The sequence below is a fragment of the Aporhodopirellula aestuarii genome (genome assembly GCF_023701485.1).
In the GTDB taxonomy this organism is placed as follows: Bacteria; Planctomycetota; Planctomycetia; order Pirellulales; family Pirellulaceae; genus Rhodopirellula; species Rhodopirellula aestuarii.
On record NZ_JAMQBK010000117.1, the window covers coordinates 1 to 16,046 of the forward strand.

15 protein-coding genes are annotated in these 16,046 nt (G+C 57.8%); 6 read left to right on the plus strand and 9 right to left on the minus strand.

The genetic code is table 11. The annotated features are described in order from the left end of the window. Positions 1 to 137: 137 nt before the first annotated feature. On the minus strand, positions 138 to 1,109 hold the full coding sequence (locus NB063_RS30425) for a DUF368 domain-containing protein (RefSeq protein WP_250933354.1): 972 nt from the start codon (positions 1,107 to 1,109) through the stop codon (positions 138 to 140). A gap of 154 nt (positions 1,110 to 1,263) precedes the next feature. On the opposite strand from NB063_RS30425, the gene NB063_RS30430 reads away from it, so the two are divergent. From NB063_RS30430 to NB063_RS30440, 3 genes are all read left to right on the plus strand, one after another. Continuing rightward, complete coding sequence (locus tag NB063_RS30430; RefSeq protein ID WP_261367688.1) at positions 1,264 to 2,085, plus strand: undecaprenyl-diphosphate phosphatase; 822 nt, start codon at positions 1,264 to 1,266, stop codon at positions 2,083 to 2,085. Between the two features lie 337 nt (positions 2,086 to 2,422). Next, positions 2,423 to 3,034 carry a transcriptional repressor LexA gene (lexA, locus tag NB063_RS30435; RefSeq protein ID WP_250933296.1) on the plus strand — a complete coding sequence of 204 codons (612 nt, stop codon included), beginning with the start codon at positions 2,423 to 2,425 and terminating at the stop codon, positions 3,032 to 3,034. Between the two features lie 53 nt (positions 3,035 to 3,087). Continuing rightward, positions 3,088 to 4,323, plus strand: coding sequence for an aminotransferase class I/II-fold pyridoxal phosphate-dependent enzyme (locus NB063_RS30440; RefSeq protein WP_250933298.1), 1,236 nt, complete (start codon positions 3,088 to 3,090; stop codon positions 4,321 to 4,323). Here the strand turns inward: NB063_RS30440 and NB063_RS30445 are convergent. The 8 genes from NB063_RS30445 to NB063_RS30480 form a co-directional block, all read right to left on the minus strand. Continuing rightward, entirely contained in the window at positions 4,320 to 5,012 is a 693-nt protein-coding gene (locus NB063_RS30445) for an ankyrin repeat domain-containing protein (RefSeq protein WP_250933300.1), read from the minus strand. The genes NB063_RS30440 and NB063_RS30445 overlap by 4 nt on opposite strands. Then, a complete protein-coding gene (locus tag NB063_RS30450) occupies positions 5,009 to 5,416 on the minus strand; it encodes an acyl-CoA thioesterase (protein ID WP_250933303.1) in 408 nt (135 codons plus the stop codon). The genes NB063_RS30445 and NB063_RS30450 overlap by 4 nt, the downstream gene beginning before the upstream one ends. 12 nt (positions 5,417 to 5,428) lie before the next feature. Next, positions 5,429 to 5,749 carry a metal-sulfur cluster assembly factor gene (locus NB063_RS30455; RefSeq protein ID WP_250933305.1) on the minus strand — a complete coding sequence of 107 codons (321 nt, stop codon included), beginning with the start codon at positions 5,747 to 5,749 and terminating at the stop codon, positions 5,429 to 5,431. After that, positions 5,740 to 6,018 (minus strand): ComEA family DNA-binding protein, encoded by a 279-nt coding sequence (locus NB063_RS30460; RefSeq protein WP_250933308.1) that lies wholly within the window; start codon positions 6,016 to 6,018, stop codon positions 5,740 to 5,742. Before NB063_RS30460 ends, NB063_RS30455 begins: the two co-directional genes overlap by 10 nt. A gap of 479 nt (positions 6,019 to 6,497) precedes the next feature. Beyond that, positions 6,498 to 6,953, minus strand: a complete 456-nt coding sequence (locus NB063_RS30465; protein ID WP_250933310.1) for an RbsD/FucU family protein — start codon at positions 6,951 to 6,953, stop codon at positions 6,498 to 6,500. 169 nt (positions 6,954 to 7,122) lie between these two features. Continuing rightward, positions 7,123 to 7,737 carry a methyltransferase domain-containing protein gene (locus NB063_RS30470; protein WP_250933313.1) on the minus strand — a complete coding sequence of 205 codons (615 nt, stop codon included), beginning with the start codon at positions 7,735 to 7,737 and terminating at the stop codon, positions 7,123 to 7,125. Between the two features lie 13 nt (positions 7,738 to 7,750). Further along, complete coding sequence (locus NB063_RS30475) at positions 7,751 to 8,854, minus strand: endonuclease/exonuclease/phosphatase family protein (RefSeq protein ID WP_250933315.1); 1,104 nt, start codon at positions 8,852 to 8,854, stop codon at positions 7,751 to 7,753. A gap of 106 nt (positions 8,855 to 8,960) precedes the next feature. Then, the gene (locus tag NB063_RS30480; protein WP_250933317.1) at positions 8,961 to 13,118 is read right to left on the minus strand and encodes an FtsK/SpoIIIE domain-containing protein; all 4,158 of its coding nucleotides are present in this window, start codon (positions 13,116 to 13,118) and stop codon (positions 8,961 to 8,963) included. Between the two features lie 183 nt (positions 13,119 to 13,301). Here NB063_RS30480 and NB063_RS30485 point away from each other — a divergent pair, with 183 nt between their 5' ends. The 3 genes from NB063_RS30485 (at position 13,302) to NB063_RS30495 (ending at position 15,855) form a co-directional block, all read left to right on the plus strand. Beyond that, complete coding sequence (locus tag NB063_RS30485) at positions 13,302 to 14,000, plus strand: DUF6677 family protein (protein WP_250933319.1); 699 nt, start codon at positions 13,302 to 13,304, stop codon at positions 13,998 to 14,000. Positions 14,001 to 14,282: 282 nt separating this feature from the next. Next, a complete protein-coding gene (locus tag NB063_RS30490; RefSeq protein WP_250933321.1) occupies positions 14,283 to 15,149 on the plus strand; it encodes a hypothetical protein in 867 nt (288 codons plus the stop codon). Between the two features lie 388 nt (positions 15,150 to 15,537). Next, positions 15,538 to 15,855, plus strand: a complete 318-nt coding sequence (locus tag NB063_RS30495) for a P-II family nitrogen regulator (RefSeq protein WP_250933324.1) — start codon at positions 15,538 to 15,540, stop codon at positions 15,853 to 15,855. Positions 15,856 to 16,046 lie beyond the last annotated feature (191 nt).

The following is a 16,046-nucleotide window of genomic DNA, read 5'->3' on the forward strand; positions in this document are numbered from 1 at the left end:
AAACAACAGCCCGCTTGCGCCGTTCCGCTAAAAAAGACACTTAAACGATCAACGTCCCGAGCAAACGGGCACATTGCTTCGCCGCCGGCGAATAGATTCACAGCCTCGGAGAAACTCTGCGACGTGGCGGGGTATTGCTAGCCTTCGACCGTGGCGTGGCGAGTGACTCGGTCAGCGACCAGCACCACGATCGCGGCGACGAGGGCGAGCGCCGCCAACATCACCAGGCTACCATCATACTGCGCCGGAGAAATGAACACATGCTCTTGGAATTTGAGTTCCAAGTCTGCCGTCTCAGGCGTGACGGCTTGCAAAGGCCACAGCCGCGCGATCGACCCAATCATCAACCCGATCAAGGTCGCCATGGTCAGGTTATGGTGATGACGTAGCAGGTAATTGAGCAACCGAGAAAACGCGAGCAAGCCAAATGCGCACCCGAATGTGAAGACACTCAACCGCATGATCATCGCGAAATCGATGTTGAGTTTAAAGAACTGCTTGATCATTCCGATCACGGGTTCATACACGCCCAGCAATAACAACACGAACGCCCCACTGATGCCAGGTAAGATCATCGCGCAGATCGCGATCGAGGCACTCACAAATAGGTACACCAAACTGATTTCGCCATGACTCGCCGGGATCCTCGAGATCGCCAAAGCAACTGCGATCCCCACCACGGCGCCCACAACCGGCCCGATCGACCAACGGGAAACGTTTCTGCGGACGACCCAAACGCTCGCCAGGACCAATCCGAAAAAGACGGCCATCGTTTCATTCATCCGGTGCAACAGCAGGTGATGCATGAGACCGGCCAGTGATCCGATACCGACGACGATGCCGATCGCGAGCGCGAGCGTGAACCGCAGATCGAGCTTGTCGGCGAAACTCCGCCACCGACCGTCGCGGACCAACCCGATGGCTTCCCTATCAACGTGACTGATTGCGGCGATCAGGCGGTCGTAATGGCCGAGAATCAGAGCGACCGTTCCGCCGCTGACACCGGGAACGGTATCGGCGGCACCCATGCAAAACCCGCGAAATACGTTGATCGCGTCGCCTGTGACGGATCCGGTTGGGACGCGGGTTGCGTCTTTCTGCGGAATCACTTCGCAATCACCACATTCGTCCTGCTCGTCACAGCGGTCAATTTCGGAGGCGTTCGTCACAGGTTCTATCGTTGAATGAGAGATGTAAGAAAAATTGCGTTGCCACCGGTAGGCAGCACGCAAAGCTAAAGTAGTTTGGAACGCGACATTGACAATGCCCGTTCCTTTTTCACCCTTTTCTGCGCAGCCCAAACACGTGCCTGACCTCATTCGTGTACTGATTCTCGCCGTTGTACAGGGAATTGCTGAATTTTTACCGATCAGTTCATCAGGACACCTTGTGATTCTGGATGATTTGCTGGGCGGACTGGGTGAATCGGCAACCCTCGTCATCATCTTGCACGCGGGGACGCTCGGCTCAATTCTCGTTGTTTATTGGCGCCGGATCCTCAAGCTGCTCACGAGCGACCGACGAGTCATCGGACTCCTTGTCGTCGGCACGCTGCCTGCCGTCGTAATCGGCCTGACCATCAAACGCGGATTCCCTTGGCTTACCGAAAGCCCAATCCTCGCTTCGGCGATGCTGATCATTACAGGTGTCCTGCTCATCCTGCTCGGAAAACTGAAACCGAGCGAAGGCGAATACACCGGCATGAGTTGGCTCGGCGCTTTCGTCGTCGGATGTTTTCAAGCCGTCGCGATCCTGCCGGGTATCAGCCGTAGCGGGTCGACGATTGTCGGCGGTCGATTGATGGGACTCAGCAATGAAGACTCCGTGACGTTCTCTTTTCTGCTGGCCATCCCCGCAATTCTCGGCGCCACGACACTGGCAATCAAAGACCTCCTTGATGGCACCGAGGCGGCGTCTGATCTCCCCATAACCACGCTGCTCATCGGAGCGGCGTGTGCATTCGTCGTCGGAATCTTCGCGCTCAAATGGCTGATCCGCTGGAGCCGCGAAGCCCGCCTGCACTGGTTCTCGTATTGGTGCATCCCGTTCGGCATCGCCATGCTGCTGTTCTACGCGTCGAAGTAAACGCGGACCATCCAATTCGACATGAACGAATCGCGTCACAAGGCTGCTGCCTTTCTTTCAAAAAAATTCCATACAGGGGATTTTTCTGCACGCTCGTATACGCCACACTTGCGAAAGGCTAAACTACCGCTCATTTTTCGCACGGCGGCTATTTGCCGCACGCAGTGAGACACAGTCGCACACATTCGCAGTGCTTCTGAACAAGTGAACAGTAGACCGAGATTCCCGCAAGAGAATTTCGTAGTCAAAGTGATTCGTGAGCTATAGTTCATGAACGAAACACTCCCGCCCCTCTCCCCTCCGATATCCCGTTGGACTTTCCCCCTAACGAGGTTTTATGGCCAAGCCACAACTGACAGACCGTCAAAAGAAGGTTTATGAGCTCATCCGCTCACTGATCCAAGAACGAGGCTACGGCCCGACGGTGCGAGAGATCGGTGAACACTTCGGGATCAAAAGTCCCAATGGAGTCATGTGCCACCTGCGTGCACTCGAACGCAAGGGACTGATCTCGCGAAAAGCGAACAAGTCTCGGGCGATCGAACTGACCGGCGAGAACGCACGTTCGACCACCGGTTTGCCGCTAATGGGCATCGTTTCAGAACACCCCTCCGACCTTGATACCAACCCCACTGACGCGATCGACCTGGGGAAAACCCTCGCGACCGGCGAACGCTTTGTTGTCCAAGTTTCGGGCAATACGTTTGCCGACCACGGCGTACTCGATGGCGATTTCCTGATTATCGAACAGGAAGCGGAGTGCACCGACAACTCGCTCGTCGTTGCGAAACTCTCCGATGGTCGGGTCGTCTTGCGGGTTTGGGACTCAGCCACCGGCAGCGCCAGAACTACGGATGAGACCGACAACGCCACCGTGACTGAGATTCTCGGCGTCGCCGTTTCGATGGTTCGAGAGAAGATGACGCAAGCAAGGATGGCAACGGTCTAAGACGGGCGAGTACACTTCAACGGCCAGCCATCCTCGTTCGCGGCCCTGTTGTCATGCCCATCCGAAATCCTGTGACCGATTTCGCTCAAACGCTTCAGCAAATGTCGACCCTCGGCCGCCGCCGAAGGTTGACCGTTCAATGCGTCAGCGGTCCATACCTGTTGGACGATCACTCCAACCGCCTTCTGAATTTCGGTGGCAACGATTACCTCGGTGTCGTCGCCGATCGCCTAACCAACCGCCTTCTCACCAGCGAGGGCACACCAGATGCAGCACCTGGGGCAACCGCCAGTGCGTTGGTGTGTGGATGGACGCCACAGCATGATCAATTAGCCCGCGAGATCGCTCGCGTGGAAAAGACCGAGGCGGCGGTGATCTTCCCTTCCGGCTACGCAGCCTGCAGCGGAACCGTGGCAACACTGTGCCGCGAAAACGATTTAATCCTCAGTGACCAACTCAATCATGCGTCGTTGATCGACGGCTGTCGTGCGTCGAAGGCGCACTGCGAGGTCTACCCTCATCGTGACGTCGCGTTTATCGAAGACTTTCTAAATCTTCGGCGGTCCGATTTTCGCCACGTTTGGATCGTCACCGATGGTGTCTTCAGCATGGACGGTGACGCGGCTCCGCTGGACAAACTCGTCCCAATCGCGGCCAAACATGACGGGCAATTGCTCGTCGATGAAGCCCACGGAACGGGCGTGCTTGGCACCCGTGGCGGCGGACTCTGCGAAGCGATGGGATTACAGGACCAAATCGCGATTCGTATCGGAACACTCAGCAAAGCGATCGGCCACCAAGGCGGATTTGTCGCCGGTCCCCAGGTCGTGATTGACTATCTGATTCAGTTTTGTCGAACGCTGATCTTTAGCACCGCACTCGCACCGCAAACCGCCGCGGGGGCATGCGAAGTGGTGACCACCATGGCCGAATGGAACGACCGGCGACTACACGTGGCGCACCTCGCAGCACACTTGCGCGAGCGGATCGCGGCACTCCATGCGCCGCAGGCGACGGCATCGAACACCAATGCGAGCGATCTCGAACGAGGCATTCCGATCGTCCCCATCATCATCGGCGGCGATCAGGACGCTGTCGACTTGAGCGGAGCACTCCGCCAACGTGGATTTTACGTCCCGGCGATCCGGCCCCCGACCGTTCCCGAAGGCACCGCCAGGCTGCGCGTGTCACTTTCGGCGGCGCATCAATTGGAACACGTCGATAGCCTCGTCGACAACTTGATCGAAACGCGGGCAATGATCGAGTCGGGTCGCAACTTCTCGCCTTAACGGGCGAGCAACTCGATCACGGCTTCATGACCGTTCGCTGTTGCGAAATCCATCGCGGTTTCGCCATCGATGTCTTTCACGTCACGGTCGGCGCCGCCATCGAGCAAGATCTTCACGACCTCGACTTGGCCTTCCGCTGCGGCAAACATCAACGCGTTGAAATGCTCATCGCCGTCGACCAGTTCGATATCCGCGCCCGCTCCCAGCAGAGCTTTCACCGTCGACGCATTTGGTCCCGTCGCGGCATACATCAACGCGGTTCGGCCGAACTCATCACGATGATTGACCTCCGCGTGCTGATCGATCAACCAATTGACTGTTTTCAAATGCCCATCGAACGCGGCCAACTGAAGAGCGGTTCGTCCGCCGGGCCCGACCGCGTCGATTTCCGAACCCTCAGCCGCGAATTTCTTTACCGCGTTCAAGTCACCCTGCATCGCCGCTTCGCGGAATGCTTCATCACGCAATGCGTCCGCGTCGGGCTCCGGTGCGGCGTCTGGTTCAGACGGAGTCTCACGCCCCGCCATCGCTTGTTCACTTTGTGTCGGCGCCGGAATGATCACCTCGTCACGCTCTCGTCGAGGAAGGTCTTCGGGCTTCAAACGCTCAGGTCCGCAGCCGGTGGTACTGACGAGGGCGCACAATGCCACAACGAACTTGGAAACGTACTGCTTGGGGTTTGATTTCACGAGGCGAGTTCTTTGTCGGACTGATATTTCGGGGACAGATCGGGCAGCCGGGCAAGCTTTCCCGTCCGATCCACGCACGCGATCACCGAGTCGGCTTCGACCAATAGCATATCACCACGCCGAATCTCATACCGATGCCGCATTCGAACTTTTCTCAATTCGACGACTTTCGTGGTCACGGTCAGGACATCATCAAAATCCGCTGGAGCGAAATAACGGACATTCATTTCCGTGACCACCAACATCAAGCCGCTATCTTCGATGGCTTTGTAATCGTGGCCAAAGCTGCGCAGCATCTCCACCCGACCACGTTCGAAATAGTTGAGATAATTCGCGTGATGGACCCGTCGCTGACCATCCGTTTCCTGATAGGCGACGCGAATCTCAAGAGAATGCTGGAGCAATGCGAGAGCCTGTTAGTAGATGCCTAAGTGGTCCCGGGCTTCGTCCGTCATCCGCTCGGGGGACCACGCCGGTTCCATCACCACTTTGACTTCACACTGTTCGACTTCTTCCAACGATTCGGCGGCCGCCTTGGTACCGGCAACTAACTGAGGCCCAGCGGGACACATGGGGCTGGTCAGTGTCATTTCGACATGCACATCGTGCCGACCATCCTCCTTTTCGTCACCAACGTCGACAACGTAAACCAACCCGAGGTCGACGATATTCACGTACAATTCCGGGTCAATGACCTCTTTCAGTGCTTCGCGGACTTTATCTTCGGCTAATGCCATCTCACCAATCCAGTGTGTTGCGGCGGAGGGGATAACTCAATTTCGCTGTGCGAACGATAGAACCCAGGATCGATTTGGTCAATCTCGCACCACGGCTCGATGACCTGAATCGTGGCGGCGCCGACTCCCAGGATACTGTTGAAATCAGTCCAAGACTCAAAAGCGCCTTGCTGCTGACGATGCCCCTCGATACGCGCCGCCATGTGAGGACCGACACTCGGCAACAAAGCCAATTCACGGCGATCTGCTCGATTGAGTCGAATCTTCATTAACGGTTTCGTCGTCTGATCCAGTGTAGCGCGATGGACACGTTGACCTGCGTCCTCGCCACCCCCCGAATGAGATGGCGGCAACAACGCTCCCCAGACGCCCCACACAACGGCGCTGATTAACGCAATTTGAACCCCAGGCCGATACAGCGGCCCGGTCCTTTCACCTCTTTGACTCAAAACATCCCCCTGCAACCACCCGGAAACGCGGTTCGTCTTGCCTGGCCAAGCCCCACACGCGGTCACTCGAATGCCCAACGGTCAGGCTTTTTACGGCCCCCTGCCGGCAGCAAGATCCCTCGACGGTATCGTTGCCTCGAAAAGAAACGTAGCAATCGATCGACCTCGGCCCGGCTGCGCAAGACCGCCCACCTGTACAAAATGACAGAACCGAAACCCAAGTTTAGTGGGTTGAAGCGGCAAAAATCAAACGAAAAATTAGCAAAGCGAATTCGCGTGCCTAGCAAGCAAATGCGTCTCTAGACTGCTTCGTCCATCCGCACGCCGACCACTAACAGCAGATTGGCGTACCGCTGTTGGTCCGCGGTCTGAATCGTCAAAACGTGATCGGGCGTGATGACGTGCTCATAGAACGCCCATTTTTCGAGGGGCTTCAGTTCCACTTGCGAGCCGGCTTCACGCAGCGATTTGCGGTAGTCGTTCCATACCGGCGGATCACCATCGAGTGCGTACGGCCCCGATGCTTCGGTTTCCATCGTCATCGCGGCTTCGATCGGCACTGCCGACAGAATCGCCCGCAACGCTTGGTCGCACGTGATCACACCGGGCGTCAAATTCATGCTGATCAATTTGGCGTTGGGGCCGCGTTTGTTCAGCGCCGGATAATTCCCATCGGCAATCAGTATCGTGCTGTGATGTCCCGATGCGGCGAGGACGGCAGTGATTTCAGGATGAATGAGCTGGCTGAGTAGCATGACGTGGTGACCTGAGAAGGGTGAAAAAGCGCGGTGAGCCGAACGGCGAGACGCCAGATGTTAACCCTATCTGATTTCCCCAGACAACTGGACCTCGGCAACTGGATAGCCAATTGCGGTCGTCTCGCTCTATACGATGACCGAAAAGGGGGACAACCATCGCGTTTCGTTAACACTTACGAATCAGGTTCATCCCCTCACGTCCTCGATACGTCAGTAGCAACGCCCCCGTTGAAGCACAAGCAGCAAAAATGTGCTCGAAAAATTCGTGCTCGCCCGGCCAGGGGAAGGCAAAGATCAAATCAAAATCTGCGATATCGAAACCGATCTCGTCGTAGATGTCACCTTCATCGGTATCCACATTTTTGATTTCACCGGCGAAATCCTCGAGCCCCTCAACGTCCCGTGGCACAAAGCTGCCTCCATAGACATGCGCCGAGATAGCGAGCGAATCTGCGACATGGTTGGCCTGTTTCACCAAACGCGGTTCGATCTCGATACCGACCGACTCCATTCCATGCAGTGCCGCCAACATCGCCCCCACCCCAAACCCGGCGCCCCATTCGCAAAAGCGATTACCAGCGAGCAGATGCTGCTGCTCGATCCACGTGAGCGATTGATCGAGCAGATGAAAATCACAGGTGACGAAATTCTCAATCGGGATGTCGTCCGACAACATAAACGCCTCGATCGCTTCATTGGCAAAATCAACCACACGCTCCGCTCCGTCGTGATAGTCAATCGATTTGACGGAGTCGGGTACTTCGATTTGCTGGAGCATCATGTTGGCTAAGGATTCATTCCGAGGGGATTTGGAAATCAATCCATACCATGCGGTGGTCGGTCGCGTCGAGGCATCGTCCCAGCGGTGAGTCCGGTTCAGGCCAAACCACACCACTCTCGGTGACCTCGATATCGACCGATGGCAATACGTAATCGACTCGCACCCGCCGAGTTCCGAACAATGCGGTTGCTACGCCATGGGCTGCACTCTCCGGCGCAACGTCTCGCACTCGCGGACACCGCAGCAAATCTCGAATCCCTTCTTGACGGCTGTCACCGTGGACAGGGTCGGAATTCAAATCGCCCGCGATGACGAACCACTCATCCCGCTTGAGACCGCCGGACACCCCCGCATCGTCGATCAAAAAATCCGCTTCGGGCGAGCAAACGTACTCACGCCAAAACCGAATCTCGTCATGATTGCGTCGGCCATTGCGGTCTTCCGGCCCATCAAACACCGGCGGAGTCGGATGACTGACGAGAAGGTGCAATGTCCGTGTGCCGCCACCGGATTGAGGAATCTCAATCGGCACGTCCGCATGATTCTTGCTCGACAAACGCAACCGCTTCCAAACCACGTCACTGTAATAAACCTCGCCCGATTCTGGATCGATTGGTCGCAGCGCTCCGGGTAAATCCGACCAGAGGAAATTCTGAAACGTTCGGGTAGCGTTGCGATCGATCGGAAATCGACTCAGCACCGCCATTGCGTATTGTCCTGGATACAACCCGAAACCCCAAGCGTCATTAGGCAGAATCGTTTTCCCGTCGTTGTCGAGATCCAACCCCGCGATCTGCCCGGTGTTGGTCGGGATCGACCATCGATACGGGTAATCGATTGGCTGCGTGGAATCAGCACGAGTCGCATTCAAGTAACCATCGGCGAACCGATTGACGGTGACTGCGTCAGGCTCATGATCGATTTCGCATAACAGCAAAATATCCGGGCGGATGGTGCGGATGATTCGCGACAGTTTGATCGCTTGACCATCGGCGCCACCGGCGAGTCGAGCCGCCGTTTGGCCCGCGACGTCACCGTACAGTGATACGTTCATCGATGCGACGCGAATCGTCTGCGAACGGGGTAGTGGCGATTCGCCGTGGGTGATCGTGGGCATCATCAAAAGTACAAGAAGAACGCCGACGGCAATAGCCAACCCACTCCGAGCTGTCGCGAACGTGTTAAGTCGGGGCACGTTCCCCCCGGGCACCGGCAAACACGCATCAATTGAGTAGCGTCTGAATCTCGTCGCGCGACGGCGGGTCACAAATCCGAAACTTCGTGGTGCGGCCATCGGCATCGTCGTAGAGAATCATGGTGGCGGGGGAAAGCTCAGACGCCGCTGGCGAATCAATCAGGGTCGACGAATCCGATGCATTGATCGGCCCGACCAACCGCAACTCGAGATCATGCTGGCTCTGCCGCGGCAACCACCGTGAGAGGATTTCGGCCGAAGGCAATGTGACCAACACAAAGACGCCGACGGACGGTCCATCCCGCAAGATCGATTGAAACGCTTTGCTGCCGCTCTGTTTGTAGGCTGCATCGAGCGAAAAATCGAGTTGTTCGCTTTGTCGCAAATCCCGCATACGGTCGAGAGCGTCGACGATCACCAACATCGTGCGGCCGTCGTCATCGATCGGCTCCGGCGCAGCGGCTGGCACCTCCGCCGGCGAGCCCGCTTGTGCGTCGGCGGCACCGGACGGATTGTCCAATGCAAATGACCCCGTGAATTTCTGATGGTCAGTGGGTTGCTGCGGCAACGCCTCGACGTCGCGCCCGGTTTCTTTGGCAACGCGAGCAGCGACGAGATTGGACAATTCGATCACACGTGACTCCGCATCGCGGGTCTTTACGATCTGCGCCGCAATTCCCGACTCACGGATCCAGTCCGCCGTCGACACCCCATCGTCGGCTCGCGATCCGTCAAGTAGAACGATGGAGAGATCCGGCGAGTGTTTGACCGCAGACGCGAGGAGCGTGCCGACGATACCGACTCGCATCTTGGGCGGTGCCACCAATAACGCGTTCCGCCCCGTGTCCGATTGCATACGAAGCGTCGTGGGCGGCCCGAGTTCGACCGCTTCGCCGAGCAGACCGACCACGCGATCCGAAGGCGTGGCGGCTTGAATCGCCGCGCGAGCCAGTTTCGCTGTAAAGCGTCCCGGACGATTGCCTTCAAACACGATCGGTGCTTCGAGCGATTCGTGGAATTTGGAATCACGATTGGTGATCTCGTTCAGCATCGTCTCGTGTGTCTTCGGTCCCAACCACGCGACCTGGAACGGATGATTTCCTTCGAGCAATCCGCTGGCGTCGTTGTAGATCGCTTCGCCGGGGCGAGACAGCAAACGGGCAGCCGTGTTGTCATCGGCGAGAATCATGGCGGCGTCCGATTCGCTGCACTGCATCGCCACGCGGACCGCCATTTGACCGAGCGTTGCCCGCGGCAAGCTGTTCGCCCCTGCCAACGACTGGCTGCTCAGGATGACATGGATTCCGAACGATCGTCCTTGCCGAACCAACCGATCGAGCAGCGCCGTGCAGTCGGCCGCGAGGGTATCGTCGCGGGTGAAGAGTTCTTGAAATTCGTCGATAACAAGAATGAGTCGTGGCATGGTGACGTCAGGTCGCTTCTCACGAAACTCCGCAACTTCCTGCACACTGGCGTCACGAAACGCTTCACCTCGCGAGGTGAGTTCGGCATCGAGCCGCTGTAGCACGCTGCGTCCGAACTCCCGTTCGCTTTCGATCCCGATCACGCGTGCATGCGGCAGCCCGGTATCGGCATAGATTTTGAACTCGACGCCTTTTTTAAAGTCGAGCAAGTAAAACTGCAACTGATCCGGTGTGTATTGAGCCGCACCCGCGGTGATGATGCTGTGCAGCAAAGTACTCTTTCCCGAGCCCGTCTTGCCCGCGATCAAGACGTGTTGCCGGACACCTTCACCGAGCAGCAAACTGCGAGTCCGCCCGGCACCCTGACTACCGATCGTAATCGCGATCCCGTGATCCGTCCGCAGCGTTTCCTCCGTCTTGGGCACATGGCCCCCGGGCAACAATGTTTCCAGCTCCACGACAACGCGCGCGGCATCCAACGACGCCTTGCCGATCCGCCGGATCAGCGGATCACGAACTTCGGACGGTGGTGGCGGCGTGGGCCAGAACTCGAGGTCCTCGAGCCCATCCGATTCACACACCCAGTGTGCCGCCGCGGGCGGTTCAATGTAGGAATCCGCGGATGGCTCACCATTCTTTGCACCGGAGGACGGCGGCGTGGCCGCGACATGTTTCGCCTCGGCTGCTTCTCGATAGCCGATTCGCAGCAGTTTTTCGCTCTGCAGCGAAGGCATGTCGGGCGGCCATGCTTTATCTTTCTCGATCACCAAGATCACGAACACGCCACACCGCGTACCGCTCTGAATCAGCGAACGCAAGTGCATGTATGACTCCCGCGAAAGCCCATCGGGAAAACCGACCGCGGCGATCGCGTGATAGGGTTCAGCGAGTGAGCCGGCGACCTCGTTGTAGTCTTCGATCCGTTCGAATCGATCTCGCAAGCTCGCCTGCACGACGTTTTCAACGTGCTGCGTCAATTCCGCAAGCCGTTGGGTGATCTTATCGCTGGTCGTCCAGACCCGGTGGTGGATCAACAACGGGTCATGATCGGCAAGAGCCATGAAGCTGGCGAAATGTTGCCCGCGACTGTTGGCGTCGATCAACGTCACCCGCGCCCGACCCGGCATCGCGCTGCTGAGCAATCGCCACAAGACTTGGTGGGCGATATCGATCGCTTCATCGAGTTTCTCCGAAGGCGTTTCGATCAGCACTCCCGAATGACGGCGGCGGTGGATCGCCAACGGCATCGTGTCGGGGATCTGTATTTTCGACAAGATATCCGCTTCGGCGGGCGAATCGCTGTCGTGGGAATAGCCGAGTGCCTCGTCAAATTTGTGCTTCAGCCGCAATCCCAACCGGATTTGCCCTAAGGGCAAGAAATCGATCGACTCGTGTGGATCAGGCGGCGACGACAGAATCTGCTGCCACGGCGGAAATCGGTACTGAACCAGATCGGTAGCGGCGCGGATGCGATTCATCCCACGGCGCAGCCCCGTTTCCAGTCGAGCCCCCAGTGATTCGAGCGTTTGCTGGTGGTTCTGAAGCGTTTCCTGGCGGGTTTGTCCCGCGGCGGCGCCCGTTTGCGTCAACGTCTGAGAGATGTTGGAAGCGATCGCGTCGGCGCGTTCCTTCATCGTTCGCTGCAACGTTGCGAAACCGCTACGGAACTGGGCGTCGATCCGCTCGAGTTGGGCTTGGAGCTTCGCTTGCTCCTCAGCTTGGGCAGCGTCGAGCTTCTTTTGCATGTCGGCGAGTTGGTCGCGTTTCCAACGCGCCGCTTCGGCTGTGTGTGCTTTGCGGCGATCGAGCAACTCTTTGGCCGCCTCCTCGGCGAGCTTTTTCGAAATCGCTTTGCCCTGCACGACCGCGGTTTCGGCAGAGTGGCGAATCCGTTCGGAAAGCGGATGCAGTTTGCGGGTCATCTTCCGCAGTGGAAACAGCAAGATCGCGTAAATCGTGAACCCGAGCACCCCAGCCACGGCGACCAAACCGATCAGCCACCAGATCAACGGCTCGGGCTTCACCGTCAGCATCACGATTCCGCCGACCGCGATGAAAACAGCCACTCCGGCCGGCAGGTAAAACGAGTCGACAACTTTCGACGCAAACCCCTTTTGCATGTCAACCGTGACGGATTTGATGCGGCGGTTCTGCCGGATGATCAATTCGACCGCGTCGCGAACCGTGGTGGGTTCCTGCTCCTGAAACTCGATGTGCGGGTCCTTGGGATACGCGATGTCGAGCAACTGATCGAGCCGTCGCATGGTCAGATCGCGTGCCCACTGAAGGTCCGCGTTTCCCGCTGCGAGGGCTTCGTCGAGTTGTTGATATTGAGCTGCCTGCTGTTTCTTGGGCTGGCCTTTACGCTGTTTGTATTGATGCTCGATCGCGATCAGGCGTTTTTCAACCTTGCCCTCGATGACCTCGGTCTGCTCTTTGGCCGCCTTGCGATATTTCATCCGAATCCGCCGCAACTGGTCGCGGGTTTCGATGGTGGCGGATTCGTAAGCGGCGATCGCCTCCTCTTGGGCTTCGTCCCACTGCTTGAGCGTGCTATGACGATCCTGCTGACAATTTTGCCGGACGGCAGCGAGTTGTTCGGCGAGTTTGCGTTCGAGATCCTGGTGCTGAGCCGACTGCGCCGACAGCAACCGTTCGTGGTCACCGCGTGATGCGGCAACACGGCCGACCAAACCATCAATCAATCGCCGCTGCCGGGCGGGATCGAACAGGAAAACGGGTGCAACAGATGAATCTTTCATATCCCAAGATTCTAGCCGAACTCGATCGCAAAGGTGGCTTGGCTATCGCCGGGAGCGAATATTTCGCACAATGGGCGACATGCACAATCGGCACATCCACACGATGCGGAACGGACGCCTGATTTCGTGCTGGACCACCCTGTGACATTTCAATCGCCGATTTTCTCCGACACTCAGACGACTATGGTTTCTCGCTCTCGGACATCCTCCTCCCCCCAGTCGGACGCCGGCGGCACGGCAACCGTCAGCGAAGCGTCAAAAAGCGATGGGGACAAAAAATCCGCCTCCACGAAAAAGCCTGGGCAGATCGAACTGTCCTCGCAAGTTCTCAATGGTGAAACGCTCATCGAAGTCGATGACATCGAAATTGACTTAAAAAACCGACAACTCGCCGCCCTGCTCGCTTGGCTCCTGCCTGGAGCCGGGCATTTTTATCAAGGACGACACTCCAAGGGCGTGTTGTTCATGATCAGCATTCTGTCGATTTGGTTTCTCGGCTTTGCACTCGGCGGATGGAACGTCGTCTATGCATCGTGGCAGCCCGGGGATCGCCGTTGGCATTATTTCCTGCAAGCGGGAGTCGGCGCCGCGGCATTACCGGCGCTCATTCAAGGCGATCGAATGCGGCGCAGTACGGACCCCTCGACGGGACGCACCCTCGACAGCTACCGCCCGTTGTGGCGTGGATTCATGGCCCCCCCGAATCGACCGGTCCTGGAAGGTGAGGCGGATGAAGTCGCCGCTTGGTACGCCCGTCACGGCAGCGGCTACGAGATGGGGACTTGGTTCACCATGATCGCGGGGCTGTTGAACTTCCTCGTGATCTACGATGCCTTCGGCGGTCCGCTGGCAGTCCCGATCAGCGGCAAACGGAAAACCTAGTCGCCCGGGCGAATGCTTTTGTTTGAGTTTGCCCCGTTTTTTGAGGTTCTCAGACGCGGACGAATACCGCCAATGGGCATGTCATCAGTAGACCCATCCCCGCATCGGAGTCGCTGCAATCCGCACGAGCGGAATGCAATCCTCGACACGCGTGCGGGCAAACGCACATTCGCGTTGAAAAATTTGTGAAATCCACTCCACTCGACTAGAATCTTCTACTCTGCTCTCGAATTCTCGAGTTTTTCGATCCACCTCCCTCACTCCTCTGCCCGGATCACCGCTGTGAAACGCCTTTCAATGCACTCGACCCGTTTCTCGATCCTCTCGCTTTTCGCGCTGGCCGCATTTGCGGTCTCGCAGTCTGCCCTGGCCCCGCGTGCGACGGCCGGTGGCGGGGATGACGTCGAACTCGCCGGACTGTTTGCAGCGATGGATGCCGGGCAGGTCGAAGCCACATTCATCCCGCAAAACGCCGCAAAAGCAAACTTGCTGGTCAAAAACCTCACCGATAAACCACTCCGCATCCAAATGCCTGCCGCGTTCGCGGGTGTCCCCATCAATGCCCAAATGGGCATGGGTGGTATGGGCGGCGGCATGGGAGGCATGGGCGGCGGCATGGGTGGCGGCATGGGCGGTGGTGGTGGTGGCCAATCCATGGGCGGCGGTGGCGGCATGGGCGGTGGCATGGGAGGCATGGGCGGTGGCGGCATGGGAGGCATGGGCGGTGGCGGCATGGGCGGTGGGATGTTCACCGTTCCTGCTGGACGTGTCCAAAAAATGGCCCTCAACACCGTTTGCCTCGAACACGGCAAACCCGACCCGAACCCTCGAATGAAATATGCAATCGTTCCTCTCGAACGAGTCACGACCGACCCCGCGGTGGCATTGCTCTGCCAAGCCCTCGGCAATGGCCAAGTGGCCCAAAACACAGCACAGGCCGCCGCTTGGAACCTGATGGACGGATTATCGTGGGAAGAACTTTCCAGAAAGAATCGGGTTGAGAGCCGCTACACCGGCAACATCCCGTTCTTCTCGCCACTCGAACTGCGCGCCGCAATGGCCATCGCTGCTGAAGCCAAACGGGTCGCCGCTGAAGAGACGCCAGCTTCGGAAAGCGAGTCAGAATCGAGCGATCACGCTACCTCCTGAGACGACGGCTCAATCCGGTTTCGGATTTGAATCTCTCTGAGACAAGCTCACATGCCATCTGGCCCAACCAGATGGCATTTTTCATGGAGTCCCAATGGAAGAAGGTCGGCTACCGTGGGAGCGGGGCGAGTTTTTTCCCAACACCACAGATCGAAGACCGGCGGGGAGCGTCCCGCCGCGACCGGCGCGTCAATCGATTCACCCGACGCGTCGGGTTACGATCGCCTCGATCATGGGCAATGATTCGATCGGATCAACAAACCGCAATTGCCGCATTCGCGTTCAGCAAATTTTGGCCATGCAGATTTGCAGTGCGTGCGGTCAACTCTCGAACTCACTAGAATCTCACGTGAGCACGAGCACTCAACACCCTCCGGATCACATCCAAATGATTCTGATTCAAGCAATCATCCAACCCATCCGCTTGTCGTCCGTTCGCTCCGCCTTGGAAGAGGCGGGTTACGCAGAGACGATGGTCAGCGATGCGCTGGGTTATGGCCGCCAGCGGGGCCAGACGGCGACGTTTCGCGGCAACGAATACCGCATCGACCTGCTTCGCAAAATCATCTTGGAACTGGTGGTCGACGAGGAAGATGCTGATGAGGTGATTTCGATCATCCGCGACTCGGCCAAAAGGGGCACCGAAGGCGAAATCGGCGACGGCAAGATCTTCACCATTCCGGTGGCCGAGGCGATCACGATCTAATCATCGATACGCGCGTATGGATGAATGATCGAGTCACGTTTGGAGCCACGGATTCCTGGTTTCGAAGGACCTTGGGCGATGCCCACGACGAGGGGTGTAAACGGCCGTTGGCCGAAATGATCCACTCCGGCCATGTCTGACACGCAAAAGATGTGTAGACGCCGATGGCGTAAACGAGGGTTTTCAACACA

Bases quoted from the DNA above. Each gene is read 5' to 3' on its own strand.
- NB063_RS30480 (WP_250933317.1), bottom strand. From the start codon at position 13,118: ATGAAAGATTCATCTGTTGCACCCGTTTTCCTGTTCGATCCCGCCCGG.
- NB063_RS30440 (WP_250933298.1), top strand. From the start codon at position 3,088: ATGCCCATCCGAAATCCTGTGACCGATTTCGCTCAAACGCTTCAGCAA.
- NB063_RS30495 (WP_250933324.1), top strand. From the start codon at position 15,538: ATGATTCTGATTCAAGCAATCATCCAACCCATCCGCTTGTCGTCCGTT.
- NB063_RS30465 (WP_250933310.1), bottom strand. From the start codon at position 6,953: ATGCTACTCAGCCAGCTCATTCATCCTGAAATCACTGCCGTCCTCGCC.
- lexA (WP_250933296.1), top strand. From the start codon at position 2,423: ATGGCCAAGCCACAACTGACAGACCGTCAAAAGAAGGTTTATGAGCTC.
- NB063_RS30470 (WP_250933313.1), bottom strand. From the start codon at position 7,737: ATGATGCTCCAGCAAATCGAAGTACCCGACTCCGTCAAATCGATTGAC.
- NB063_RS30485 (WP_250933319.1), top strand. From the start codon at position 13,302: ATGGTTTCTCGCTCTCGGACATCCTCCTCCCCCCAGTCGGACGCCGGC.
- NB063_RS30430 (WP_261367688.1), top strand. From the start codon at position 1,264: ATGCCCGTTCCTTTTTCACCCTTTTCTGCGCAGCCCAAACACGTGCCT.
- NB063_RS30475 (WP_250933315.1), bottom strand. From the start codon at position 8,854: ATGCCCACGATCACCCACGGCGAATCGCCACTACCCCGTTCGCAGACG.
- NB063_RS30460 (WP_250933308.1), bottom strand. From the start codon at position 6,018: ATGAAGATTCGACTCAATCGAGCAGATCGCCGTGAATTGGCTTTGTTG.
- NB063_RS30455 (WP_250933305.1), bottom strand. From the start codon at position 5,749: ATGGCATTAGCCGAAGATAAAGTCCGCGAAGCACTGAAAGAGGTCATT.